Below are 24,833 nucleotides of genomic sequence, written 5' to 3'. Positions count from 1 at the left end.
TGACGGCCCGTCAAGCCGGCTTGAACAGCGTCTGCCCCATGATCACGTCGTCCACGTATCGGCCCTCCAGGAAGAACTCCTCGGGCAGCACTCCTTCGACCACGAACCCCTCGGACTCGTACAGCTTGCGGGCCGGTGTGTTGTGGCCGAGGACGCGCAGGGTGAGCCGGCGCGCTCCCCTGCGGCGGGCCTCCTCGACGACCGCGCGGATCAGCGCCCGCCCGACGCCGTGCCCCCGCGCCTCGTCGCAGACGGCGAGGCCCTGGATCTCACGCACATGCGCGTTCGAGGCGAGCGCGGTGGGGAATCCGAGACGGACGTAGCCGACGATGCGGCGGTCGAGTTCGGCGACGAGATGGTCGCCCGGGGCGTGGCGCTCGTCGAAGAACGGCGAGTGGGGCGCCTGCGGGCGCGGCGTGACCGCGTGCAGATGCGACCACGTGCGACGGTCGAGGAGGGAGAGTTCCTCCTCGTCGTCCGGCAGGGCGATGCGTATGTACGGCGGCTGGTGGGGCTCGGGCATGAGCGTCACCCTAAGTCCCGGGAGCGCGAACCCGACCGGGGTTTTATGTGGTCAGAGGGCAGGATGGGGTTATGGAACTTTCAAGGATCGCCGTGGCGGGCTCCTCCGGACTCATCGGCGGGGCACTCGTGCGCTCCCTGACGGCCGACGGCCACGAGGTCGTCCGGCTGGTGCGCCGGGCGCCCAGGTCCAGGGACGAGGTGCGCTGGGACCCGGAGAACGGCTCGGTGGACGCGGCGGGGCTCGCCGGGTGCGCCGCGGTCGTCAACCTCGCCGGGGCGAACGTGGGCTCGCGGCGCTGGACGGAGGAGTACAAGGCGATGCTGCGGTCCGGCCGGGTGCGGGGCACGGCGGCGCTGGCGCAGGCCATCGCCTCACTGAAGCCCGAGGAGCGACCGCGGGTCTTCGTCAACGGCAGCGCGATCGGCTACTACGGCGAGACCGGCGGGCGCGCCGTCGACGAGAGCGCCCCGGCCGGGGAGGGCTTCCTGCCCTCGCTGGTCGTCGACTGGGAGGCCGCGGCGGCCCCGGCCCAGGAGGCGGGCGTGCGGACGGTGTTCCCGCGCACGGGGTTGGTGGTGGCCCGCGAGGGCGGGGCCTGGGAGCGGCTGTTCCCGTTGTTCAAAGCGGGGCTCGGCGGGCGGATGGGCGACGGGCGGCAGTACTGGTCGTTCGTGGCCCTGCACGACGAGGTGGCCGCGATCCGGCATCTGCTCGACACCGACGGCCTGTCGGGGCCGTTCAACGTGACCGCGCCGCAGCCGGTGACGAACCGTGAGATCACCGAGGCCATGGGCCGGGTGCTGCGCCGGCCGACCCTGTTCGCGGTCCCCGCGCCGGTGCTGCGGACCGTGCTCGGCGAGATGGCGGGGGATGTGCTGGGCAGTCAGCGGGTGCTGCCGGCGCGGCTGCTGGAGTCGGGGTTCGTCTTCGCGTTCCCGGAGATCGAGGGTGCGATCAGGGCGGCCGCCGGGTAGCAGACCGGGCGGACACCCGGGGTCGGTATGCGACCACCGTGCGACCGTGCTCTGTCGATGCGCGACTGTTCCTGACCGATCACGGCCCTAACCTCGTCCCGAACTCGGGTATCCCCGGAGCCTGTTGGGGGCATGACGTCTCCACCGGCCGCGCAACCTCGAGGAGGGGCACGTGCTTGAGCCCGCGTACCAGGCGGACGTCGTCATCGTGGGAGCCGGGGTCGCCGGACTCTCCGCGGCGCATCGGCTGACCAGCGCAGGAGTAACGACCGCAGTCCTGGAGGCCGCCCCTTACCCGGGCGGCCGCATGTCGACCGAGAAGGTCGACGGGTTCCGACTCGACCGGATCGGGCAACTCCTGACCATGCCCTCGACGGCACACCCCGATCTACGCCCGGCACCCGGCCTCGACGCACTCGCGCTGCGCCCGTTCGCCCCCGGCGTGCTGCTGCACAGCGACGGACGCCGGCAGCGCGCGGGCGCGGTGCCGAGCGCGATGGGCGCAAGGCGCGCGAGGGGCGCACTGCACGCGGTGCGCGCCCTGGCGAGCGCCCCTCGGACGGGGGCCGCACGGGGCCCGGGACAGTCCTCCGCCCCCAGGGTGCGCGCGGGCGCCCCGCTGGGCAGCGCCGTCGACCAGGCCCGGCTCGGTGCCGCGCTGGCCCGGCTCGCCTCCTCCCCCGTCGAACGGCTGCTGGCCCGGCCGGAGCTGCCGGCTGGCCGGGCGCTCGCGGAGCGGGGGGTTCCGGCGCGGACGGTCGACGGTTTCCTGCGGCCGCTGCTGGCCGCCCTGCTGTGCGACCCCGAGCTGACGACGTCCAGCCGGTGCGCGGACCTCGCGCTGCGCGCCTTCGCGAGCGGACGGCTGTGCGTGCCCGAGGGCGGCGCCGAGGCGCTGCCCGAGCTGCTGGCACGCTCGCTGCCACCGGGCACGGTGCACACCGGGGTACGGGTGACGTCGATCGCCACGACATCGGTGACCACCGCCGAACACGGCGAGATACGGTGCCGGGCCGTGCTGCTGGCGACGGACGCGCGGACCGCCGCCGAACTGCTGCCGGGCCTGCGCGTACCCGACTTCCACCCGGTCACCGTCGTCCACCACACGACCGACGAGCCGCCGACGACCGGCGCCCTGCTGCTCCTGGACGCCGACCGGGGCGGCCCGGTCGCACACACGGCGCTGATCAGCCAGGTCGACCCGACCCGCGCGCCGGCGGGCCGGGCCCTGATCTCCTCGACGGTCCTGGGCACCCCGCCGCCCGACATCGACACGGCGGTACGGATGCACCTCTCCCGGCTCTACGGCACCTCCACGGCGCGCTGGGAGACGCTCGCCGTGCACCACACGCCGGAGGCCGTCCCGGCGATGCGCCCACCGCACGACCTGCGCCGCCCGGTGCGCCTCCTGGCGGGCCTGTACGTCTGCGGCGACCACCGCGACACCAGCACGGTCCAGGGCGCCCTCCACTCGGCCCACAGGGCGGCGGCGGCCGTCCTGGCGGACCTGGGAGCGGCGGGCTCGCTGCACCGGGCGGAACCGTTACGGGCGGCGGCATAGATCTCGGGGACCCCGCGCCCTTCCGGGGGCGCGGGGAACTGCGCGATCAACCACCACAGGCCCGCACCCGGCAATCAACCCGTCGGGGTTACGGCGAGCCCCGTCACAGCAGCGCGGCGACCTTGTCGCGATACCCCCGTACCGGCGCCGCGTCCCGATACGGCTCCAGCCTCCGCTCGAAGTCCCGGACATACTCGACCGCCCGCACCGACCGCATCTCGGAGGCGGCGCCCGCCGCCTCCGCGCCCAGCGCGCAGGCCTGGTCCAGCTCCCCGAGCCCGAGCCGGGCCGAGGCGAGGACGACCCGGCTGAACAGCCTGCTGCGGGCGTAGGCGGGGGCGCGCAGTTGCAGGGAGCGCTCGGCGTGCTGGGCCGCCGCGCGGAACTGCTGCAGGTCCCGGTGGCAGTGCCCGAACTCGTCGGCGAGCTGGGCCTCGTCGAAGAAGCGGGCCCAGTACGGGACGTCGTCGCCGGGCCGGGCCCCTTCCAGGGAGCGCTCGGCACGGACCAGCGAGGCGGTGCAGGCACGCACCTCGCCGAGCACGCCGTGCCCGCGCGCCTCGCACGCGTGCAGCAGTGCCTGGACGACCGGCGGCGCACTCGTGCCCACGCCCTGCTGGGCCACCCGCGCCAGCTGGACGGCCTCCCGGCCGTGCCCGAGGTAGACGGCCTGGCGGCTCATCGTGACGAGGACGTAGGAGCCGTAGGGCCGGTCCCCGGCGGCCTGCGCGAGCCGCAGCGCCTGCACGAAGTAGCGCTGCGCGAGTCCGTGCGCGGCGATGTCGTACGACGTCCAGCCCGCGAGCCGGGTCAGGTCGGCGGCGGCCGCGAACAGGCGCCGGCCGGTCTGCTCGCCATAGGTGCCGCGCAGCATCGGCTCGCACTCGTGCTCCAGGTAGCGCACCAGCGCCTGCCGGGCGTGGCCGCCGCCGTACATGTCATCGAGGGAGCGGAACAGCTCGCCGACCGAGCGCAGGGCGGCGATGTCACCGCCGGTGACCTTCTGCCCGGGACCGCGCTCGGCCTGGACCCGCTGGCGGGACGGGGTTCCCCCCGGTTCGAGCGAGGCCGGGAACTTCGGGGAGGCGACGGGACGGCTCTGGGCCGGGATGCGGGCGATCGGCTCGCCGCGGGCGACCTTGTCGTCGGCGCGGCCGATCAGCCAGTCCCGGCTGGGCACGACGAGTCCGGCGGGGGTGAAGGCGATCTTGCGCAGTTCGGCGTGGCTGCCGGAGTCCTTGCGCCACAGGCCGCTGACGATGTCGACGGCCTCCTCGGGGGTCGCGGCGAACTCCAGGCCCGCGTACACGGGCGCGCAGGCGTCGAGGCCCAGGTCCTGGGCGCTGAGCCGGCGGCCCAGGCGCCGGGTGAAGACCTCGGCGATCAGGGCCGGGGTCGTGCCGCGCGGCTGCTGCCCGCGCAGCCAGCGAGTGACCGATGTCTTGTCGTATCTCAGATCAAGCCCGTGTTCGAGGCCGAGCTGGTCCACCCGGCGGGCGAGACCCGCGTTGGAGAATCCCGCTTCTGCGATGAGCGCGGCGAGCTGGCGGTTGGGAGTGCGCTGCGCGGGTCGTTCCGTCATCTGCGGTGTGGTCTCCTGCCTTTCGGGCCTCACGGGGCCATGTGCCCGGCGAGTGCCCGGATTGCCGGTGAGCAGCCATTTTGGCCTCTCGAACGGCGCGAATGTAGCGGAGAGTAAGCAGCCGATCGCACATCTCGGCGCCCATTCATCCGATCGTGTGAGGATTGCCCTACCGGGCTGACGCGGGCCGCGGGATCGCACTCGAACGGGCCGGTCGTACAGTGGCGTAGGCACACTTTGTGCCTTACGACGTTCTGGGCTCTTCCAGGGAGGCGCTTGCCGTGAGTGAGTTGCGGTTCGTCCGCATGGGATTCGGCGCGGAGGCCGTCGAGTACCAGCTGGCGTGGGACGAGCAGCGCCGGGTGCACGCGGCGCGGTTCGCGGACGAGATCTCCGACACGGTCCTGCTGCTCGAACACCCTCCGGTCTACACGGCGGGCCGGCGCACGGCGGACAACGAGCGGCCCCTGGACGGCACGCCGGTCATCGACGTGGACCGCGGCGGCAAGATCACCTGGCACGGCCCGGGCCAGCTGGTCGGCTACCCGATCCAGAAGCTGCCCCGTCCGGTGGACGTCGTGGCGCACGTACGACGGCTGGAGGACGCCCTGATCCGCACGTGCGCGGAGTTCGGCCTGGAGACCACCCGGGTCGAGGGCCGCAGCGGCGTATGGGTGCTGGGCGACCCGGTGGAGCGGCGCCCCGCGCTCGGAGGACTGGCCCTGGACTTCGACCCGCGGCTGACCGACGAGGAGTTCGACCCGCGGCTGAACGGCCCCGAGTACGCGCCCTCCAACGCCGGCCAGCGGCGCGAGGACCGCAAGATCGCGGCGATCGGGATCCGGGTCGCCAAGGGTGTGACCATGCATGGTTTCGCACTGAACGTGAACCCGGACAACAAGTGGTTCGACCGGATCATCCCGTGCGGGATCCGGGACGCGGGGGTCGCCTCGCTGGCCGCCGAACTCGGCCGCGACGTCACCATCGACGAGGTGCTGCCGGTCGTGGAGCGGCGTCTGCGGGACGTACTGGAGAACGCGGAGCTGAAGCCGCGGGAGATCGAGACCGCGACCGCCTGAGGATGGGAATCAGCCCGGAAGTCATGGGGTTGGCCTGACGACAGGGCTGAGTAAACACGGGCGTACCCTGGTGTACGCCGACGAATCGAAGCACAGGGAGCCGACGTGTCCGCAGTCTCACCGGACGGACGCAAGATGCTGCGCCTGGAGGTCCGGAACGCCCAGACCCCCATCGAGCGCAAGCCCGAGTGGATCAAGACGCGGGCGAAAATGGGTCCCGAGTACACGAAGATGCAGAGCCTCGTGAAGAGCGAGGGCCTGCACACGGTCTGCCAGGAAGCCGGCTGTCCCAACATCTACGAGTGCTGGGAGGACCGCGAGGCGACCTTCCTCATCGGTGGCGACCAGTGCACCCGGCGCTGCGACTTCTGCCAGATCGACACCGGCAGGCCCGAGGCGCTCGACCGTGACGAGCCGCGCCGCGTCGGTGAGTCCGTGGTCACCATGGACCTGAACTACGCCACCATCACCGGCGTCGCCCGCGACGACCTGGAGGACGGCGGCGCCTGGCTGTACGCCGAGACCGTGCGCCAGATCCACGCGCAGACGGCCGGCCGCGAGGGCGGGCACACCAAGGTCGAACTCCTCGCCCCCGACTTCAACGCGGTCCCCGAGCAGCTGGCCGAGGTCTTCTCCTCCCGCCCCGAGGTCTTCGCGCACAACGTCGAGACGGTGCCGCGGATCTTCAAGCGGATCCGCCCCGGCTTCCGCTACGAGCGCTCCCTGAAGGTCATCACCGAGGCCCGCGACTACGGCCTGGTCACCAAGTCCAACCTGATCCTCGGCATGGGCGAGACGCGCGAGGAGGTCAGCGAGGCACTGAAGCAGCTGCACGAGGCCGGCTGCGAGCTCGTGACCATCACGCAGTACCTGCGCCCGAGCGTGCGCCACCACCCCGTGGAGCGCTGGGTCAAGCCGCACGAGTTCGTGGAGCTGAAGGACGAGGCCGAGCAGATCGGCTTCTCCGGTGTGATGTCCGGCCCGCTGGTGCGGTCCTCCTACCGCGCCGGGCGGCTGTACCAGATGGCCGTCGAGCTGCGTCAATCAGCCGCTCCGCAGCGGGGCGGCGCGTACGTCGCCTCGCAGGCCGTCTGATGGCACGGAGTGCCACTCGGCGCATGTGAATCTGCGCACAAGCAACCGCCTGCAGACGGAGGCGGCCTGACGCGGTCCTGGACGTCCTCGCAGATGGGGGCCTCATCAGGGCCGCGTCAAGTTTTTCGGACGGCGCATCGGGGCTTCATTGGTGTTTGACCGGTCGGTCACGCCCTGGTAACACCAATCAGTGACCCTGGTTGTACACCCCGTGCACCACCCACCGAAGCCGCCATCCCGAGGGGGGACCTCCACCATGCAGGCCGCGCCGGTTCGCGCCACCGCAATCCCGTCGTTCACCACTGCACTGCGCGCCGTCGAGTCGCTGCTGATGAGCGGCGGCCAGCGCACCGCCCGCCGCAACGCCTGGACGTCCGTCCTGGAGGACCGCCGCCGCGCGAAGGACCGCGTGGAGGCCGAGCGCGTCCTGGAGCAGGCCCCCGCTCCCCGCCTCTGAGGGCGCTGCCGTCGAAGGCGCTTGTGCGGCCACGTAGACTTCGTGGCATGGCGAGGAAGGACACGGCAGCGGACGCTGCGAACCCCGGGCGACTCAAGCAGATCGCTCTGACCTACAAGATGACCCGCAAGGCCGACAAGAAGATCGGTCTTGTACTCGCGGCTGTCGGAATCGTCACCTTCGGTGTCTTCCTCGCGATCGGTTTCTTGATCGGTCACCCCATCTATCTCGGCATCCTGGGCCTGCTGCTCGCCTTCCTCGCGACGGCGATCGTGTTCGGGCGCCGGGCCGAGCGGGCCGCATTCGGTCAGATGGAGGGCCAGCCGGGCGCAGCAGCGGCCGTACTGGACAACATCGGCCGGGGCTGGTCGACGACCCCCGCGGTGGCGATGAACCGCAGCCAGGACGTGGTCCACCGGGCCGTCGGCAAGGCCGGCATCGTGCTGGTCGCCGAGGGCAACCCGAACCGGGTGAAGACCCTGCTGGCCGCCGAGAAGAGGAAGATGAACCGCATCGTCGCGGACGTGCCGGTGCACGACATCATCGTCGGCACGGGCGAGGGCCAGGTCGAGCTGAAGAAGGTGCGGACCACCATGCTGAAGCTGCCGCGCGTGCTCACCGGCCCCCAGGTGACCGCCACCAACGACCGGCTCAAGGCCATGGGCGACCTGATGAGCAACATGCCGTTGCCGAAGGGCCCCATGCCCAAGGGCATGAAGCTGCCGAAGGGCGGGCCGAAGGCCCGTTGATCACCCCGTACGAGAAAGGGGGCGCCCGGTTCACACCGGGCGCCCCCTTCGTCGTACGGCCGTCTTCTCGCCGTGCGGGCGCCTTCTCGCCGTGCGGGCGCCTTCTCGCCGTGCGGGCGCCTTCTCGCCGTGCGGGCGTCTTCGTCGTGGTGCCGTCAGATGCGGACTTCCACCGTCTGTGCGAGCCGGTCGTGCAGGCCGCGGCCGTCGCGGTCCCAGATCAGGGCCGGGATGGCGACGCACAGCAGGGCCGTGCGCAGGAGGGCGCGCAGCGGGTTGACCGTGCCGGTCTCCAGGGCGACCACGCGCAGGCCGAAGAGGCGCTTGCCCGGGGTGAAGCCGACCGTGCCGACGGTCAGGACGCCCAGCACGAAGAACAGCAGCAGCGCCCAGTTGCCGGTCGCCTGGCCGTAGCCGTCGGTGATGAGACCGTATGCGATCAAGACACAGAGGCCCCAGTCCACGGCGAGTGCCCCGAGCCGTCGCCCCGGGCGGGCGATGGAGCCCTGCCCCTCCTCCGGGAGGCCGAGCTGCTGACCCCTGTATCCGAAGTCGACACCGGCGTCCTCAGCGGCCGCGCGAGGGCCCGAGAGCCAGGATCCGATTGCTTGCCTCTTGTCCACGCGACCACGGTACTGCGCCCGTTCTGGGATGTGGACAGGAGGGGTGAGGAGCGGGATGTCCGGTTAACGTGTGCGAAACAAATGGGTCACGCCCGAGAAATCACCCGTCCCTAGGGTCGAGGTCAGCGTGTGCCACCGCACTGGCCGCACGAACGAACTACCACCCCGGCACGGACGGGCCGGGAGTAGGAGGAGCTGGATGTTCCAGAACGCTGACGAGGCCAAGAAGTTCATCGCGGACGAGGACGTCAAGTTCATTGACGTGCGGTTCTGCGACCTGCCGGGCGTGATGCAGCACTTCACGATCCCGGCCACGGCCTTCGACCCGGCCGAAGAGCTCGCGTTCGACGGCTCCTCGATCCGCGGCTTCCAGGCCATCCACGAGTCCGACATGGCGCTCCGCGCCGACCTGTCCACCGCGCGCGTCGACCCGTTCCGCCGCGACAAGACGGTCAACATCAACTTCTTCATCCACGACCCGATCACGGGCGAGCAGTACTCCCGTGACCCGCGGAACGTGGCGAAGAAGGCCGAGGCCTACCTCGCCTCCACCGGTATCGCCGACACCGCGTACTTCGGCCCCGAGGCCGAGTTCTACGTCTTCGACAGCGTGCGCTTCAAGACCGCCGAGAACGAGGCGTACTACCACATCGACTCCGAGGCGGGTGCCTGGAACACGGGCGCGCTGGAGGACAACCGCGGTTACAAGGTCCGCTACAAGGGCGGTTACTTCCCCGCCCCGCCGGTCGACCACTTCGCCGACCTGCGCGCGGAGATCTCCCTGGAGCTGGCCGCTTCCGGCCTCCAGGTCGAGCGCCAGCACCACGAGGTGGGCACCGCCGGCCAGGCCGAGATCAACTACAAGTTCAACACGCTGCTCGCCGCGGCCGACGACCTTCAGCTCTTCAAGTACATCGTGAAGAACGTCGCCTGGCGCAACGGCAAGACCGCGACCTTCATGCCGAAGCCGATCTTCGGTGACAACGGCTCGGGCATGCACGTCCACCAGTCGCTGTGGACCGGCGGCCAGCCGCTCTTCTACGACGAGGCCGGTTACGCGGGTCTGTCGGACACCGCCCGCTACTACATCGGCGGCATCCTCAAGCACGCCCCGTCGCTGCTCGCCTTCACCAACCCGACGGTGAACTCGTACCACCGTCTGGTGCCGGGCTTCGAGGCGCCGATCAACCTGGTGTACTCGCAGCGCAACCGCTCCGCCGCGATGCGTATCCCGATCACGGGCTCGAACCCGAAGGCCAAGCGCGTCGAGTTCCGCGCGCCCGACTCCTCCGGCAACCCGTACCTGGCGTTCTCGGCCCTGCTGCTGGCGGGCCTGGACGGCATCAAGAACAAGATCGAGCCGGCCGAGCCGATCGACAAGGACCTCTACGAGCTGGCTCCCGAGGAGCACGCGGGCGTCGCCCAGGTCCCGACCTCCCTCCCGGCCGTCCTCGACCGCCTCGAGGCCGACCACGAGTTCCTCCTCCAGGGCGACGTCTTCACGCCGGACCTGATCGAGACGTGGATCGACTACAAGCGCACGAACGAGATCGCCCCGCTGCAGCTGCGTCCGCACCCGCACGAGTTCGAGATGTACTTCGACGTGTGATCGGCGCCTGACCGAGGCAACCACGCCCGCGCCCCCGCCGTCGTACCGACGGCGGGGGCGCGGGCGTATGTTCTATTCTGCCGGTGACACGACACGGGGGTGGACGGGATGTCTGAGCGCGGACAGGACGATCACGAGCGGGAGTTCGACCTGAGGTGGGCGGACGACGCCGAGCACAAGGAGCCCTCGGCACGGGCCCGCATGCTCGCCGCCCGCTGGAAGGAGAACCCTCCCGAGCCACAGCCCTTCCGAGCCGACCCGGACCACGTCACCTCCCGCTCCCGCGGCCGCTCGTCGTGGGTGTCGACGACGGTGATCCTCGGCTGCGTGGCCGCGGTGATCGTCCTGCTGGGATACATCAACTTCCGAGCGCCGTACTAGCCACACGGATCCATAGGGACCCTTTGCCGCTCCCAGGGACCTTCGGGACCGCTTCATGGGGGCCGGTGGATGCACACTGGCAGTGGGACGAGTGCCTGACTGCGGGGTGATGCAAGATGCAGAGCCGCTTCCGGAGTGATCGGCGGTTGACCGCTCGTATGGGCGTCACGCTGTTTCTGCTCGGGTTGTTGTACGTGGGTTTCGTGGCCGCGCTGATCGTGCTGCTGAAGTCCTGGGTGCTCGTGGTGGTCGTGGCGGCCGGGCTGCTGGGTGCCCAGTACTGGTTCTCCGACCGGGTCGCGCTGTTCGCGATGCGCGGGCGGGTCGTGGAGCGGGAGGAGTATCCCGAGCTGCACGGGGTCGTCGACCGGCTGTGTGCCATCGCCGACATGCCGAAGCCCGTCGTCGCCGTTTCGGACATGGACATGCCGAACGCGTTCGCGACCGGGCGCAATGCCGATCACGCCGTGGTCTGCGTGACCACGGGACTGCTGCGGCGGCTGGCGCCGGACGAGCTGGAGGGTGTGCTGGCGCACGAGCTGTCGCACGTGGCGCACAAGGACGTCGCCGTGATCACGGTCGCCTCGTTCCTCGGGGTGATCGCGGGGCTGATCGTGCGGTTCGCCTTCTACAGCCAGCTGTTCGGAGGCGGGCGGCGGGACCAGAACACCGCCGTGATCTTCGCCGCTGTGCTCGGGGTGTCCGCGGCCGTGTACGCGATCAGCTTCCTGCTGATCCGGGCCCTGTCGCGGTACCGGGAGCTCGCCGCCGACCGGGCCGCGGCCCTGCTCACCGGGCGGCCGTCGGCCCTGGCGTCCGCGCTGACCAAGGTCTCCGGCGACATCGCCCGGATCCCGACGAAGGACCTGCGGACGGCGCAGGCCTTCAACGCCTTCTACTTCACCCCCGCGCTGGGCCGTGACCCCGGCATCGCGCAGCTCTTCTCCACCCACCCGAGCCTGGAGCAGCGGCTCGACCAGCTGGGGCGGATCTCCGGCGAGCTGGGCGAGGCGGCGACTCCCGAAGGGGCGTGAGATGGGGCTGCTCGACATCCTGCTCGGCCGTACGAAGCCGGTCGCGCCCGATCTCGACCGGCTGTTCGCGCTGCCGTCGGCGGCGGTGACGCTGGAGGCGGCGGCCGGGTTCCGGCCGACCGGCAGCGGGGCGGTGTGCTTCGCCACGGTCGAGGGCGCGGCCTTCGACCAGACGCACCGCGAGGTCCAGGCGCTGCTCGACGCGGACGCCGGGCGCGACGGCCGGCCGGTGCGGCTGACCAGGGACGACTACGGCTACTCGTGGCTGGTCTCGCAGCGCTCGCCCGACCAGCTCCCGGACCTGGTCAACGATCTGCACGCGGTGAACAGCGCGATGGAGGTCAACGGCTTCGGCCCGCAGCTGCTGTGCTCCCTGGTGGGATTCGAGGACGACAGGGACCGGAGGCTCGCCCTGGTCTATCTCTACAAGCGCGGCACCTTCTATCCGTTCGCGCCGCTTCCCGGTGCGGCCGAGCGACGTGACAACCCGCTGGAGCTGCGGGTGAAGGCCGCCCTCGCGGGCGACCTGCGGATCGAGCAGGACCTGAACCGCTGGTTCCCGGTGTGGGGTGCCCCCGGCCTCTGACCGGGGGCACCCTCAGCCTCGGGTCACCACCACAGGTGGTCTCACTTGCTCTTCTCGCGCTCCTGGCGACGGGACTCCAGGGGGCGCTCGCGGCGGTAGCGGCGCTCCCACTTGGCCTGCATGTCGCGACGGTCACGGTAGGAGCGGTAGTCCGCGGGCATGGCGCCTCCGGACGAGGATCCTCGGCCGGGCCCTCCCCCGGGCCTGCCGCTCGGCGCGGAGGGGCTGCGGCCGTACTGGAGGTAGAGGAAGAGCACGGCGACCGCGGCCAGCCAGTAGACGTGGTTTCCGAATCCTAGGATCACCAGGACGACAGTCCCGGACATGACGATGGTGCCCATCACGGGCCTCCGTGGGCGTGGGTCGGTACTGAGCGGTGCGTGCACATCTCCCCGACGGGGCGCTGGGGGACGGGCGACCGTCCGTCGGTGCGTAGAGAGTAGCCCCGAGTCCGCAGGGTGACGCCTTCCCTGCGGGAACCGGCGTGAACTGCTCCGTTACGCGTGTCCAGGGTAGGGAGCCGGTCACTGCGCGTGCATCTCCTTTTCCGCGGGCGGGAGTTCGGCCGGTGTCCGGTGTGAGTGAATGAGCCCATGACCGAGCTCTCCTCCTTCACCCACCCCCACGACGGCGAACTCCTCAGCGGGGTCCACGGCGGTGCTGCCGACGCCACCGCGGCCACCGCCGTGCTGCTGCACGGCGCGGGCATCGGCAGCAAGGAACGGCTGCTCCCGATGCTCGCCGAGTTCGTGTCCCGGGGCTGTCACGGACTCGCCTTCGACTTCTCGGGGCACGGCCAGAGCAGCGGCGAACCGAGGGAGTTGAGCCTGCGCCGGCGCTTCGAGCAGGCGGTCGCGGTCATCGACGCACGGGTGCCCGCGAACGGCCCGCTGGTCTTCGTCGGGTTCAGCATGAGCGGACAGACAGTGACCGATCTCGTGGGGCACTACGGGCAGCGCGTGACGGCGGTGGGCCTGTGCGCGCCCGCCGTGTACGCCGCGGAGGCGTGGGACGTGCCCTTCGGCGAGGGGGACGGGCGGTTCAGCGAGATCATCCGCAGGCCGGACGGCTGGCGCGGGGCGCCCGCCCTGGACGTGCTGCGGGCGTACGAGGGCCGGGCGGTGCTCGCGGTGCCGGAGATGGACGCGATCATCCCGCCGGAGGTGACGGAGGCGGTGCGGGACGCCCTCTCCGCCAAGGCGCGGTTCACGCGGTTCGACGTGCCCGGCGCCGAGCACATGCTGGGGATGTGGTTCGAGGAACACGCCGAGGACCGGCGGGAGTTCGTCACCGCCGTACTGGCCGGCACCGGCTGAACGCCGGTCAGGCGCCGGGTACGGCCCTCACCACGCCCGCCTCGACGGCCGTGCCCAGGGCCGTGTGGTCGTTGACGGTCTGGTCGGCGTAGGCCAGCGCGAAGTCGGCCACCGCGCGGTCGAAGGTGTCGGCGCCGCCGAGGTAGCCGGCGATGGCGATACGGTCGCCGGAGCGGGCGTGGGCCCGTGCGAGGGCGGTGCCGCACAGGCGGGCGTAGGTGCACAGGTCGGCCGGGCCCATCGAGGCCACGTCCGCCGAGCCCTTGGTGTCGCGCAGCTGACGCCAGTAGAACGCGCGCCCCTGCGGTCCCGACATCCAGCCCAGGAAGATGTCGCCTGCGGCCTGCAACAGCCGCTGCCCGGCGACGACACGGTGACCGGGGTGGACGTACGGCCCGCTCGGCAGGTGCTCCTCCAGTACGGACTGCCGGGCCTCCTTGATCTGGAGGAACAGGGGGTCGCCGGCGTCGCGTCCGGCGAGCAGCACGATGAAGCAGCGCAGGCCGACGCTGCCGACGCCGACGACCTTGCGGGCGGCGTCGACGAAGCGGTAGCGGTCCAGAAGCAGGCGGCGCTCCTCGGAGAGGGTCGATCGGTAGTCGCTGAAGGTCTTGCGCAGGGCGGCCATGTCGGAGGTGCCCGCGCGTTCGAGGAGCGGCGGGTCGTGGATGATGCGCCGGTGCCCGTCGACGGTCTCGGTCAGCCTGCCGAAGGCCCGCAGGCTGGTGCGGCGGCGTGCGCGGCCGAGGCTGGCCTCGACGCGGTGGTGCCGTAGGCCGGCGCGGAGCAGCGGCAGCAGCTGCTCGGCCTCGATGCGGGTGTACCAGACGTCGAGCTCGCCGCGCCTGGCCAGCCGGCGCATCGCGGTGCGGTACGCGGCGGCGGACTCGCGGGCCGCGCGGGCGACCGCGGGATCCGGGTTGCCGTTCTCGCGGGCGGCCACGGCGACCGAGGTGGCGAGCCGTTTGACGTCCCACTCGAACGGGCCGGGGAAGGTCTCGTCGAAGTCGCTCAGGTCGAAGAGCAGCGTGCGTTCCGGGGAGGCGTACAGGCCGAAGTTGAGCAGATGGGCGTCGCCGCACAGCTGCACGGTGAGGCCGGTGTGCGGGGCGGCGGCGAGGTCGCCGGCCATCACGGCGGCGGCGCCGCGCAGGAAGGCGAACGGGGACGCCGTCATCCGCCCGTACCGGATCGGCAGCAGCTCCGGCAGCCGGTCGCGGCCCTGGCGCTCCAGCACGGCGACGGGGTCGGGGCGGTCGACGGACGGTATCCAGGCGGCGTGCGCGGAGCGCGGGGCGCGCTTGCGGGCGGCCTTTCCGCGCAAAAACCGGTCGGCGGGCGTGGTCGGGCTGGTCATGGGACGAGGGCCCCGGGTCCGACCGAGGTGCGCCGTGGCTGTCGCCCGCCGAACCTGCCCATCGCACCTCCCACTGCCCCGCCGCCCGTTGGGGAGGTCCGCCACCTCCTGATCGCAGTGAAAGCGGCGCGACGGGCCCGCGCACGTCGGGGAGGTGTTTCGGGTGACGGCGGAGGGTGAGCGAGGGCGTGCGGAGGAGCGGGTACGGGGCGTTGTTTCAAGTGACGGAAGGTGAGCGAGGGCGTGCGGAGGAGCGGGTACGGGGCGTTGTCTCAGGTGACGGCGGAGGATGAGCGAGGGCGTGCGGAGGAGCGGGTACGGGGCGTTGTCAGTGGCGTCCGCGAGGATGCGGGCAGTGGTGTGCGGGCCGGGGGCGTGACCGTTCAGCGCCGCGGCGGAGCGAGGGTGTGACGGGTGGAGGCCGGGATGGGTGACGGGGTGCGGTACATCGGCGCGGCGGAGCGGCGGGCCCGGCTGGGGCTGCGGCACCGGCTGACCGGCGTCACGCGGGCGGAGGACCCGGCCGGGGTCGCCGACTCGCTGGTCGCGCTGCACGGCTCCGATCCGGCGACCGTGTACCTGGCCGTCGGCGCGCGGCTGGCCGACGCCGCGAAGACCGTCGTCGCGACCGAGCGTGCGCTGTACGAGGACCGGGAGCTGGTCCGGATGCACGGCATGCGGCACACCGTGTTCGTCTTCCCCACGGAGCTGACCGCCGTGGTGCACGCCTCCACGGGCCTCACGGTCGCCGCGAGGGAGCGTGCCTCGCTGGTCAAGGACATGGCGAGGGCCGGGGCTCCGGACGCGGCCTGGCTGGCGGAGGTCGAGCAGTCGGCGCTCGCCGCGCTCGCCCGGCGCGGACAGGCCACGGCGGCCGAACTCGCCCAGGACGAGCCGCGGTTGGGGGAGCGGTTCGTGTACGCGGCCGGGAAGAGCTACGAGGGCGTGCACACCGTCTCGGCACGGCTGCTCAGGGTGCTCGGCGTCGAGGGGAAGGTCGTGCGCGGCCGGCCGCTGGGCTCCTGGACCTCCTCCCGGTTCCGGTGGGCCGTCGCACCCGACCATCCCGAGCTGGACGCGGCCGCCGCCCAGGCGGAGCTCCTGCGGCGCTGGCTCACCGTGTGCGGGCCGGCGACGGAGGCCGACCTGAAGTGGTGGACCGGGTGGAAGGTCACGGAGGTCCGCCGGGCGCTCACGGCGATCGCGGCCGAGGCCGTCTCCGTGGACGAGGGGACGGGGTACGTCGTCGCGGGCGACGCCGGTCCGGTGGACGGCCCCGCCGAGCCGTGGGCGGCGCTGCTGCCCGGGCTCGACCCCACGGCGATGGGCTGGCAGCAGCGGGACTGGTACCTGGCGCCGGAGCTGCGGCCGTCGCTGTTCGACAGGAGCGGCAACGTCGGCCCGACGGTGTGGTGGAACGGCCGTGTCGTGGGCGGCTGGGCCCGGCGCGGGGACGGCGAGATCGTCTGGCGGCTGCCGGCGGACCTCGGGAGCCAGGAGCGGCAGGCGGCCGAGACGGCGGTCGCGGCGGAGGCCGAGCGACTGCGGGGGTGGGTGGGGGCGGCCCGGGTGACGCCCCGGTTCCGGACTCCGATGGAGAAGGAGCTCTCGGCCTGACAGCCCCCTCAAAGGGCCGGTCCGCCTCGCCCCCGCCGACACGCGAACACCGGGCGCGCCCCAGGACTCGGCGCACCCGGCGTCCGGGCCTACCTGGAGTACCTCATCAGCGCCCTGACCATGTGGCAGGTCGTGTCCGACGGCGGGTGGACGCCGATGGTCTCCGCGGCGGTCCTGATCGTGTCGTTGCGCGCCTGGTTCGGCATGTAGACGCCCGAGTCGAGCAGCGCTATCGCCAGGCGCATGGCCTTGAGACGGCGGTTGTGGGTGACGTACCACTCGCGCGGACGTCCCGGCGGCAGCGGTCGCTTCTCCACCGGCGCGTACGGCAGGTCGAGCAGCACCGGGTGCTTGGCGGTGGACTGGGTGGGCAACGGCTTGCGGGTCGGCTTCGGCTTCAGTGCGGCAGCGGGCACAGGCATCCTCCTGTCGCGGTCGAGCGCCGTCCGGGTTCCCCGGCGACACTCTCGAACACTGCTTACAGTCTAGTGCCCGCCACTGACAATCGACGAACCCGATGCGGCCAGGAAATCCCCAGGTCAGCAACTAAACTGTCGCCGTGTCACACCGGATCCGGGGGGTGCGCGAGAGGCGCCGGAGAATTCGAACAAAGCCCTTCCGCGGACGCACGCCGAAGCGTGATCGGCGTCCGGTCCGACGAAGGACCCGCAGGGAGTGCGGGCCACCGTGGGCCGTATGGAGATCTGGATCAATCCGGCCTGTTCCAAGTGCCGCAGCGCCCTCACCCTGCTCGACGCCGAGGGGGCCGACTACACGGTCCGGCGCTACCTGGAGGACGTCCCGGGCCAGGACGAGATCCGCCGGGTGCTGGACCGGCTGGGACTCGAACCGTGGGACATCACCCGCACCCAGGAGGCCGTCACCAAGGAGCTCGGGGTCAAGGACTGGGCCCGGGACGAGTCTGCGCGGGACCGCTGGGTGAAGGCGCTCGCCGAGCACCCGAAGCTGATCCAGCGGCCGATCATCACCGCGGACGACGGCACGGCCGTAGTCGGACGCACGGATGAAGCCGTCCAGGACGCCGTGTCCCGCAAGAACTGAGGCTCCGTCAGATCCGGTGTGACGCACGTTACTTCAGAGACTCTCGTAACCGCTGAGTAACTCCGTTCGGTATCTCGTACATAGCGGCGTACGCTCCCCTACCGCTCAGGAGGCGCGCATGTCGCGCAGGAGAACTCTCGGTACGAAGAAGAAGATCGCTCTGCTGGTCAGTGCGGCGACGGTGGCGGGTGGCGGCGCCTTCGTCATGGCGAGCACCTCGAACGCCTCACAGGCGCCGACCGTCAAGTCGGCCGCGGACTCGACCGTGTGCCAGGGGCTCGCCACCGCCCTCGGCAACAACCAGAAGTTCATCGACGGGCAGAAGGCCGACCCCGACGCCCAGTCCGCGGCCCGGATCGCCAACCGCGAGGCGGTCATCGCGCAGATCAAGGTCCAGCAGGAAGCGTCCGGTTGCGTTGCCGGGGAGTCGGCTCAGGACTCCCAGGCCGCGCAGCCGAGCGCTCCCGCGGACGACGCCGGGAACGCGGGTGCCGGGAACACCGGAAACGCGGGTGCCGGAGACGCCGGGGGCGACCAGAACGCGGGCAACGCCGGCGGTGATGCCGCGGCCGGGCAGCAGGTCTGCAACGGTTCCACCGTCACGCTCTCCGGCGAGGGCGGGGCTCCGGCCGCGTCCAGCAACCAGTTCCCGGCCGGTACCAAGCTGAAGGTCACCAACCTGGACAACAACAAGTCCACGACGGTGGAGGTCACCTCGGTCTCCGGTAGCTGTGTGCTGCTGAACAACGCGGCCTTCGAGCAGGTGCGCGAGCCCGGCAAGTTCCTCATCCGCCGTGCGGTGATCGAGAAGGTGGGGTGACGCCCGAAGAGGCGACTTCGTACGTGTCATGGGCCCTGCCACTCGCGGCCACGAGTGGCAGGGCCCGCGTACCTGTGCCGGCGTATGTGTACACGCCACGCACGCCACGCGAACCACGTCACACGAACACCAGGTAACACGGGGTTCACATGGGAGCAATGACCGGGAAATCGCCTGTTGACAGGCTCGCGGGCATCAGCGCGGCGCCCCAGTGCCGCAGCGCCGCCAGCACCCGCAAGTGCGCCTAGACCCACCCCGAAGGATGTGGCCCGTGACCTTCAAGGCTGAGTACATCTGGATCGACGGCACCGAGCCGACGGCCAAGCTCCGCTCCAAGACCAAGATCATCGCGGGTGCGCCCGCCGGTCTGGACGCGCTGCCGATCTGGGGCTTCGACGGGTCCTCCACGAACCAGGCCGAGGGCCACTCCTCGGACCGTGTCCTGAAGCCGGTCTTCACCTGCCCCGACCCGATCCGCGGCGGCGACGACGTCCTCGTCATGTGCGAGGTCCTCAACATCGACATGACGCCGCACGAGTCCAACACCCGTGCCGCGCTGGTCGAGGTCGCCGAGAAGTTCGCCGCCCAGGAGCCGATCTTCGGCATCGAGCAGGAGTACACCTTCTTCCAGGACGGCTACCCGCTCGGTTTCCCGAAGGGCGGCTTCCCGGCCCCGCAGGGCGGCTACTACTGCGGTGTCGGCGCCGACGAGATCTTCGGCCGTGAGGTCGTCGAGGCCCACCTGGACAACTGTCTGGCCGCCGGTCTCGCCATCTCCGGCATCAACGCCGAGGTCATGCCCGGTCAGTGGGAGTTCCAGGTCGGCCCGGTCTCCCCGCTGGAGGTCTCCGACCACATGTGGGTCGCCCGCTGGCTGCTCTACCGCACCGCCGAGGACTTCGGCATCTCCGCGACGCTGGACCCGAAGCCGGTGAAGGGCGACTGGAACGGCGCCGGCGCGCACACCAACTTCTCCACCAAGGCGATGCGTGAGGGCTACGACGCCATCATCACCGCCTGTGAGTCGCTCGGCGAGGGCTCCAAGCCGCTCGACCACGTCAAGAACTACGGCGCCGGCATCGACGACCGTCTGACGGGCCTGCACGAGACCGCCCCGTGGAACGAGTACTCCTACGGCGTCTCCAACCGCGGTGCCTCGGTCCGTATCCCGTGGCAGGTCGAGAAGGACGGCAAGGGCTACATCGAGGACCGCCGCCCGAACGCCAACGTCGACCCGTACGTCGTGACGCGGCTGCTCGTCGACACCTGCTGCTCCGCGCTGGAGAAGGCCGGCCAGGTCTGATCCCGGCAGGGCCTCGCAAGCTCCGTGAAGGGGCGTCCACCGACGGGTGGGCGCCCCTTCGCCGTACGTCGGCCCCGTTGTCAGTGACGGATGCCATCGTGGGGGCATGCAGAACGACGAGGCTCTGGCCGTCAAGGTGCAGACGGAGCACGGCGAGACGTACGTCCGGCCGTCCGAGGAGCAGCTGCGCGACCTGGTGCACCGGCTCGGCGGGCGCGGGGACCACTGGCTGGTGATCCAGCGGATACCGGACGTGCCGGACGTCTTCGCCCAGGTGTGGCACGAGCGGGGCTCGGACTACCGGCTGGAACACCGCGAGAGCCGCGAGCGCTTCGTCGCCGCGGCCGTCCCGGACGCCACGGCGGTGACCGAGGCGCTGCTGGGGTGGGCCCGGCAGCGGGGCGGCTGGGACGGCGGGTTCGCCTGGTCGCCGGTCGAGGCGGATCCGCCGCAGGAGGTGCCCGCGCTTGCGCCCACCGTGCGCGCGGAGGTGGAGGACCGGGTGCGTGCGCTGCTGCGGTGCGGGTACGACGACCGGGCGGCGCTCGCCGAGGCCGCCGAGGAGTATCTGGTCGACGGCGACAGCCGGCCCGTATCCGAGGCGCAGGCCCGGGAGTTGGTCGACCGGCTGTGGCTGGAGAGGCTCGACGAGCAGGCGGCCTGGGAGGGCATGACCGACCCGGAGCGGCTCACCGCGGCCTTCCGGGCGCTGGAGGCGAGCGGCATCACGGCCCGCGAGAACTTCACCTGCTGCCGGGGCTGCGGGACGGCGGAGATCGGCGCGGAGCGACAGGACGCGCGCGGGTTCGTGTTCTTCCACGGGCAGGTCGTCGAGCACGCCGCCGAGGGGCACGGGCTCGCCCTGTACTACGGCGGGTTCGACGGCTCCGAGGAGACCACCGCCGGCATCGGGCAGGAGGTCGTCGCGGCACTGGACGCCGCCGGGCTGTCCACGCGGTGGGACGGGTCGCCGGGCACATCGATCAGCGTCACACCGCTGGACTGGCGCAGACGGCTGGAGGGGTGAGGTACACGACACCCGGATCGGCGTCGCGGAAGCGTCCGGCCAGTGGGAGAAGGGTCCTTCCCCTGGACGCCTTCTGCTTCAATGGGGGCATGGTCGGCATCCAGAAGCACTCCGCGACAGGTCGCCATGACCTGGAGCCCTTCTGGCCTTCCCGTCAGCACCACGACTTCGACCGGGTGTGTTGCCTCGCGATGAACGCGCGGGCCCTCTAAAGCCGTAGCCCGGCCTTCGGCCAGCGCGAACGACATTCCTCCCCACGACGGACCTCTCGCGCGAAAGAGCTGACCTCTCATGGCGACCACTCGTTCCCTGTCCACCGCCCCGTTCGACGCCGCCTCCGCCCCGGACGCGCCACGGCATCATCTGCGTGCCGTGGACGGGGACGAGGTGATCGACGTGGCGGACCTTCTGCCGCCGGGGGCCACCTGGCTGCCCGCTCCCCAGCACTCGCTGCCCACGCTGCCGGGGCAGCCGCCGATGATCGGCTACCTGGTGCTCGTCCCGGCCGACCGGCGGCCGCCGGTCCCGGCCGCCGTCGACACCGAGGCCGAGCCGCTCGTCCGGATCGACTCCGTGCGGCGCACCGCCGCCGTCGACGGGCGTGAACTCGACCTCACCTACCTGGAGTTCGAGCTGCTCGCCCACCTGGTGGCCAGCCCTCACCGGGTGCACAGCCGCGACCAGCTGGTCACCACGGTGTGGGGCTACGGGCATGGGGGAGACGGCCGTACGGTCGACGTCCACATCGCCCGGCTGCGCCGCAAGCTGGGCGCCGAGCACCGCGACACCATCCGGACGGTGCGCCGGGTGGGGTACAAGTACGCCCCGCCGACCGGGCGCTGAACCCCCCGCCGGGGCCGTCAGGGCTTCTGCTGTCGGCAGAGTGCTGTTCCGTCCCGCGTGCCCACGGTGCAGAGTCGGCCGTATGAGACTTCTGGTGCTGGGTGGTACGAGGTTCGCGGGACGGGCAGTGGTGGAGGCGGCCCTCGGGCGAGGATGGGAGGTCACCGTCTTCCATCGGGGGCAGCAGGAGCCCCCGGCCGGGGTGCGGTCGCTGCACGGTGACCGCACCGCGCCGGACGGGCTCGCCGCGCTCGCGGAGGGTGAGTGGGACGCCGTCGTCGACACCTGGTCGGCGGCGCCGCGTGCCGTACGGGACTCGGCGCGGCTGCTGCGGGGCCGCGCCGGGCGGTATGTGTACGTGTCGAGCTGCTCGGTGTACGAGTGGGCCCCGCCGGCCGGGTACGGCGAGGACGCCACGGTGGTCGAGGGCGCCGAGGCCGGCGCGGAGCAGACCGACTACGCCCGGGACAAGCGGGGCGGGGAGCTGGCCGCCGTCGAGGAGTTCGGGGCGGACCACTGCGTGCTCGTACGGTCGGGGCTGATTCTCGGGCCGTACGAGAACGTCGGACGGCTGCCGTGGTGGCTGGGGCGGATCGGGCGCGGAGGGCCGGTGCTGGCGCCGGGGCCGCGGGAGTTGCCCCTCCAGTACATCGACGTCCGCGACCTGGCGGAGTGGATCCTCGGCGCCGTGGAGCGGGAGCTGAGCGGGCCGTACAACCTCATGAGCCCGCAGGGCCACGCCACCATGGGCGAGTTGCTCGACGCCTGCGTGGCCGCCGTCGGCGGGAGTGCCGAACTGCGCTGGACCGACCCGGACGTGATCCTGGACGCGGGCATCGAGCCCTGGACTCAGCTGCCGGTGTGGGTGCCGCCGGGCAGCGACCTGCACGACGCCCTGCACGGTGCCGATGTGTCCCGGGCCGTCACGACGGGGCTGCGCTGCCGTCCCGTCACCGAGACCGTCGCCGACACCTGGCGCTGGCTCCAGGACATCGGGGGGACCGCGCCCATGCGGCCCGACCGGACGGAGAAGGGACTCGATCCGGAGGTGGAGGCGAAGGTGCTCGCGGCGTCGGCGGAGGGTGTACCTGGCACCACCCCCTGAGCCGGGGGCCCGGCCCAGTGACCACCGCTGCCGGCTCGGCGAGACTGAGCGGCATGACCAACGACACGAAGAGCGGCCCCGGTGCGGGTTCGAGGGCGCGGGGCATGGGGGTCGCCGCGGTGCGCGGGCTGGCGCTGGCGCTGGTGTCCCTGCCGGGATCCGTCCTCTGTCTCGTCCTCTCCCTCGTCTCCGTCGCGCTGATACCGATCGGCGTCGGCATCGTCACGACGCCGTGGGCGCTGACGGGGGTACGGGCGTTCGCCGACTGGCGGCGGATCCTCGCGGCCGAGTGGGGCGGAGTGCGGATCCCGCCCGCGTACCGGCCGCTGCCGAAGGACGCCAATCCGTGGACCCGCACCTTCGGGATGCTGGGCGACCCGGCGACCTGGCGGGACCTGCTGTGGCTGCCGGTCGACATGACGGCGGGGTTCTTCACCGCGCTGCTGCCGGCCGTGCTGCTGTTCTACCCGCTGGAGGGGTTCGTGATCGCGGCGGGCCTGTGGCGGGTCTTCACGGACGCGGGCGGCACGTACTGGTACGGCTTCGTGCCGGTCACCGACCAGACGTCCGCGTTCGGCGCCGCCGCCCTGGGCGTCGGCCTGCTCCTCCTGGCGCACTTCTACACCCCGAGCCTGCTCCGGGCCCACTTCCGGCTCACCCGGGTGGTCCTCGGTACCGATCAGGGCGAACTGGCGGAGCGGGTGCGGGTACTGACGGAGACGCGGCGGGACGCGGTCGACACCTCGGCCGCCGAACTTCGCCGTATCGAGCGGGATCTGCACGACGGGGCGCAGGCGCGGCTGGTGGCGATGGGCATGGACCTCGGGACGATCGAGACGCTGCTCGACAAGGACCCGGAGAAAGCCAGGCAGCTCGTCGCGCAGGCCCGCAGGTCGTCCGCCGACGCGCTCTCGGAGCTGCGCGACCTGGTGCGCGGCATCCACCCTCCCGTCCTCGCCGAACGCGGACTGGGCGACGCCGTGCGGGCGTTGGCGCTGCGGCTGCCGGTGACGACCGAGGTGAACGTGGAGGTGCCCGGGCGGGCGGAGGCGCCCGTGGAGTCGGCGGCGTACTTCGCGATCAGCGAGGTGCTCACCAACGCGGTCAAGCACGGGGGCGCCGACCGGATCTGGATCGACCTGCACCACTCGGACGACATGCTGCGGATCAGCGTCACCGACAACGGCAAGGGCGGCGCCGTGATCGGGGCCGGCTCGGGCCTGGCCGGGGTCGAGCGGCGACTGGGTACATTCGACGGCGTCCTGGCCGTCAGCTCGCCCGCGGGCGGCCCCACCATGGTCACCATGGAGATTCCTTGCGCGTTGTCCTAGCCGAAGACCTGTTCCTGCTGCGCGACGGGCTCGTCCGGCTCCTTCAGGCCTACGACTTCGAGATCGCGGCGGCCGTCGAGACCGGGCCCGAGCTGTCCCGGGCGCTGGCCGAACTGGAGCCGGACGTCGCCGTCGTCGACGTACGCCTGCCGCCGACCCACACCGACGAGGGCCTCCAGTGCGCGCTTCAGGCCCGCCGCAGGAAGCCTGGGCTGCCGGTGCTGGTGCTGTCGCAGCACGTGGAGCAGCTCTACGCGCGGGAGTTGCTCGCCGACGGCAGCGGCGGGGTGGGGTATCTGCTGAAGGACCGGGTGTTCGACGCGGACCAGTTCGTCGACGCCGTACGGCGGGTCGCGGCGGGCGGCACCGCGATGGACCCGCAGGTGATCCAGCAGCTGCTGAGCCGGCGCGCGGCCGACGACCAGCCGCTGGCGAGGCTCACGCCCCGCGAGACGGAGGTGCTGGAGCTGATGGCGCAGGGGCGGTCCAACGCGGCGATCGCCGAGCGGCTGGTCGTCACGGAACGGGCCATCGCCAAGCACACCGCCAACATCTTCGCCAAACTGGGCCTGGAGGTGTCGGACGACGACAACCGCCGCGTGCTGGCGGTTCTCGCGTATCTCGACCATGGCCGGTAAAACCGGACCCGCTTATTCACCCGCCGTACGGGATCAACAACTCGCGGTATTTCAGGGGTTGTTGGGGACACAGTGTTCTCACGAATCTCTCAACAATTTCCGTGACGGCTGAACACCCCTGGGACCCCCTGCGTATGAAAGGGAGCCGCTTCACTCCT

The 24,833-nt window shown here is 71.6% G+C and carries 26 protein-coding genes; 20 read left to right on the top strand and 6 right to left on the bottom strand.

Annotated features, from left to right (window positions below; all coding sequences use genetic code 11):
• Window positions 1-10: 10 nt before the first annotated feature.
• On the bottom strand, window positions 11-523 hold the full coding sequence (locus AC3ETA_RS26090; RefSeq protein ID WP_432195333.1) for a GNAT family N-acetyltransferase: 513 nt from the start codon (window positions 521-523) through the stop codon (window positions 11-13).
• A 71-nt stretch (window positions 524-594) separates the two neighbouring features.
• Between AC3ETA_RS26090 and AC3ETA_RS26085 the strand changes: the two genes are divergently transcribed.
• Window positions 595-1,500 (top strand): TIGR01777 family oxidoreductase, encoded by a 906-nt coding sequence (locus tag AC3ETA_RS26085; protein WP_432195332.1) that lies wholly within the window; start codon window positions 595-597, stop codon window positions 1,498-1,500.
• 172 nt (window positions 1,501-1,672) lie between these two features.
• A complete protein-coding gene (locus AC3ETA_RS26080) occupies window positions 1,673-3,061 on the top strand; it encodes an NAD(P)/FAD-dependent oxidoreductase (RefSeq protein WP_432195331.1) in 1,389 nt (462 codons plus the stop codon).
• A 103-nt stretch (window positions 3,062-3,164) separates the two neighbouring features.
• On the opposite strand, the gene AC3ETA_RS26075 is transcribed toward AC3ETA_RS26080, so the two are convergent.
• Window positions 3,165-4,643, bottom strand: a complete 1,479-nt coding sequence (locus AC3ETA_RS26075) for an NsdA family TPR-like regulatory protein (protein ID WP_432195330.1) — start codon at window positions 4,641-4,643, stop codon at window positions 3,165-3,167.
• A 281-nt stretch (window positions 4,644-4,924) separates the two neighbouring features.
• Between AC3ETA_RS26075 and lipB the strand changes: the two genes are divergently transcribed.
• From lipB to AC3ETA_RS26055, 4 genes are all read left to right on the top strand, one after another.
• Window positions 4,925-5,722 carry a lipoyl(octanoyl) transferase LipB gene (lipB, locus tag AC3ETA_RS26070; RefSeq protein ID WP_432195329.1) on the top strand — a complete coding sequence of 266 codons (798 nt, stop codon included), beginning with the start codon at window positions 4,925-4,927 and terminating at the stop codon, window positions 5,720-5,722.
• Between the two features lie 105 nt (window positions 5,723-5,827).
• On the top strand, window positions 5,828-6,817 hold the full coding sequence (gene lipA / locus AC3ETA_RS26065; protein ID WP_432195328.1) for a lipoyl synthase: 990 nt from the start codon (window positions 5,828-5,830) through the stop codon (window positions 6,815-6,817).
• Between the two features lie 256 nt (window positions 6,818-7,073).
• A complete protein-coding gene (locus AC3ETA_RS26060; protein ID WP_432195327.1) occupies window positions 7,074-7,274 on the top strand; it encodes an SCO2195 family GlnR-regulated protein in 201 nt (66 codons plus the stop codon).
• Window positions 7,275-7,321: 47 nt separating this feature from the next.
• The gene (locus tag AC3ETA_RS26055; RefSeq protein ID WP_030944413.1) at window positions 7,322-8,023 is read left to right on the top strand and encodes a DUF4191 domain-containing protein; all 702 of its coding nucleotides are present in this window, start codon (window positions 7,322-7,324) and stop codon (window positions 8,021-8,023) included.
• Between the two features lie 155 nt (window positions 8,024-8,178).
• Here the strand turns inward: AC3ETA_RS26055 and AC3ETA_RS26050 are convergent, their stop codons facing one another.
• On the bottom strand, window positions 8,179-8,646 hold the full coding sequence (locus tag AC3ETA_RS26050) for an RDD family protein (protein ID WP_432195326.1): 468 nt from the start codon (window positions 8,644-8,646) through the stop codon (window positions 8,179-8,181).
• A gap of 199 nt (window positions 8,647-8,845) precedes the next feature.
• Here AC3ETA_RS26050 and glnA point away from each other — a divergent pair, with 199 nt between their 5' ends.
• The 4 genes from glnA to pspAB all read left to right on the top strand — a co-directional run bounded on the left by glnA (window position 8,846) and on the right by pspAB (window position 12,256).
• Window positions 8,846-10,255, top strand: a complete 1,410-nt coding sequence (gene glnA / locus AC3ETA_RS26045; RefSeq protein WP_330353796.1) for a type I glutamate--ammonia ligase — start codon at window positions 8,846-8,848, stop codon at window positions 10,253-10,255.
• Between the two features lie 108 nt (window positions 10,256-10,363).
• Window positions 10,364-10,636 carry an SCO2583/SCO2584 N-terminal domain-containing protein gene (locus tag AC3ETA_RS26040; RefSeq protein ID WP_432195325.1) on the top strand — a complete coding sequence of 91 codons (273 nt, stop codon included), beginning with the start codon at window positions 10,364-10,366 and terminating at the stop codon, window positions 10,634-10,636.
• Window positions 10,637-10,752: 116 nt separating this feature from the next.
• The gene (gene htpX, locus AC3ETA_RS26035) at window positions 10,753-11,670 is read left to right on the top strand and encodes a zinc metalloprotease HtpX (protein ID WP_432195324.1); all 918 of its coding nucleotides are present in this window, start codon (window positions 10,753-10,755) and stop codon (window positions 11,668-11,670) included.
• 1 nt (window position 11,671) lies between these two features.
• Window positions 11,672-12,256 (top strand): PspA-associated protein PspAB, encoded by a 585-nt coding sequence (pspAB, locus tag AC3ETA_RS26030; RefSeq protein WP_432195323.1) that lies wholly within the window; start codon window positions 11,672-11,674, stop codon window positions 12,254-12,256.
• A 41-nt stretch (window positions 12,257-12,297) separates the two neighbouring features.
• On the opposite strand, the gene AC3ETA_RS26025 is transcribed toward pspAB, so the two are convergent.
• Entirely contained in the window at window positions 12,298-12,597 is a 300-nt protein-coding gene (locus AC3ETA_RS26025) for a hypothetical protein (protein ID WP_432195322.1), read from the bottom strand.
• A 252-nt stretch (window positions 12,598-12,849) separates the two neighbouring features.
• Here AC3ETA_RS26025 and AC3ETA_RS26020 point away from each other — a divergent pair, with 252 nt between their 5' ends.
• Window positions 12,850-13,572, top strand: a complete 723-nt coding sequence (locus AC3ETA_RS26020; protein ID WP_432195321.1) for an alpha/beta hydrolase — start codon at window positions 12,850-12,852, stop codon at window positions 13,570-13,572.
• Window positions 13,573-13,579: 7 nt separating this feature from the next.
• Here AC3ETA_RS26020 and AC3ETA_RS26015 read toward each other — a convergent pair whose 3' ends face one another.
• The gene (locus AC3ETA_RS26015; RefSeq protein ID WP_432195320.1) at window positions 13,580-14,929 is read right to left on the bottom strand and encodes a DUF2252 domain-containing protein; all 1,350 of its coding nucleotides are present in this window, start codon (window positions 14,927-14,929) and stop codon (window positions 13,580-13,582) included.
• A gap of 426 nt (window positions 14,930-15,355) precedes the next feature.
• Here AC3ETA_RS26015 and AC3ETA_RS26010 point away from each other — a divergent pair, with 426 nt between their 5' ends.
• Window positions 15,356-16,546, top strand: a complete 1,191-nt coding sequence (locus tag AC3ETA_RS26010) for a winged helix DNA-binding domain-containing protein (RefSeq protein WP_432195319.1) — start codon at window positions 15,356-15,358, stop codon at window positions 16,544-16,546.
• Window positions 16,547-16,635: 89 nt separating this feature from the next.
• On the opposite strand, the gene AC3ETA_RS26005 is transcribed toward AC3ETA_RS26010, so the two are convergent.
• Entirely contained in the window at window positions 16,636-16,962 is a 327-nt protein-coding gene (locus AC3ETA_RS26005; RefSeq protein ID WP_030956242.1) for a hypothetical protein, read from the bottom strand.
• Window positions 16,963-17,242: 280 nt separating this feature from the next.
• Here AC3ETA_RS26005 and AC3ETA_RS26000 point away from each other — a divergent pair, with 280 nt between their 5' ends.
• The 8 genes from AC3ETA_RS26000 to AC3ETA_RS25965 all read left to right on the top strand — a co-directional run bounded on the left by AC3ETA_RS26000 (window position 17,243) and on the right by AC3ETA_RS25965 (window position 24,675).
• The gene (locus AC3ETA_RS26000; protein ID WP_432195318.1) at window positions 17,243-17,608 is read left to right on the top strand and encodes an arsenate reductase family protein; all 366 of its coding nucleotides are present in this window, start codon (window positions 17,243-17,245) and stop codon (window positions 17,606-17,608) included.
• 118 nt (window positions 17,609-17,726) lie between these two features.
• Entirely contained in the window at window positions 17,727-18,428 is a 702-nt protein-coding gene (locus AC3ETA_RS25995) for an RlpA-like double-psi beta-barrel domain-containing protein (RefSeq protein WP_432195317.1), read from the top strand.
• Between the two features lie 271 nt (window positions 18,429-18,699).
• Window positions 18,700-19,731, top strand: a complete 1,032-nt coding sequence (gene glnII, locus AC3ETA_RS25990; RefSeq protein WP_432195316.1) for a glutamine synthetase — start codon at window positions 18,700-18,702, stop codon at window positions 19,729-19,731.
• 106 nt (window positions 19,732-19,837) lie between these two features.
• Entirely contained in the window at window positions 19,838-20,758 is a 921-nt protein-coding gene (locus AC3ETA_RS25985) for a DUF6891 domain-containing protein (protein ID WP_432195315.1), read from the top strand.
• 291 nt (window positions 20,759-21,049) lie between these two features.
• On the top strand, window positions 21,050-21,601 hold the full coding sequence (locus tag AC3ETA_RS25980) for a winged helix-turn-helix domain-containing protein (protein ID WP_432195314.1): 552 nt from the start codon (window positions 21,050-21,052) through the stop codon (window positions 21,599-21,601).
• 82 nt (window positions 21,602-21,683) lie between these two features.
• A complete protein-coding gene (locus AC3ETA_RS25975) occupies window positions 21,684-22,706 on the top strand; it encodes an SDR family oxidoreductase (RefSeq protein ID WP_432195313.1) in 1,023 nt (340 codons plus the stop codon).
• Between the two features lie 53 nt (window positions 22,707-22,759).
• Complete coding sequence (locus AC3ETA_RS25970) at window positions 22,760-24,037, top strand: sensor histidine kinase (protein ID WP_432195312.1); 1,278 nt, start codon at window positions 22,760-22,762, stop codon at window positions 24,035-24,037.
• The gene (locus AC3ETA_RS25965) at window positions 24,022-24,675 is read left to right on the top strand and encodes a LuxR C-terminal-related transcriptional regulator (RefSeq protein WP_432195311.1); all 654 of its coding nucleotides are present in this window, start codon (window positions 24,022-24,024) and stop codon (window positions 24,673-24,675) included. The genes AC3ETA_RS25970 and AC3ETA_RS25965 overlap by 16 nt, the downstream gene beginning before the upstream one ends.
• Window positions 24,676-24,833 lie beyond the last annotated feature (158 nt).

It is taken from the genome of Streptomyces sp. bgisy027 (assembly GCF_057710365.1).
This window is presented reverse-complemented; position numbering and strand designations above follow the sequence as displayed.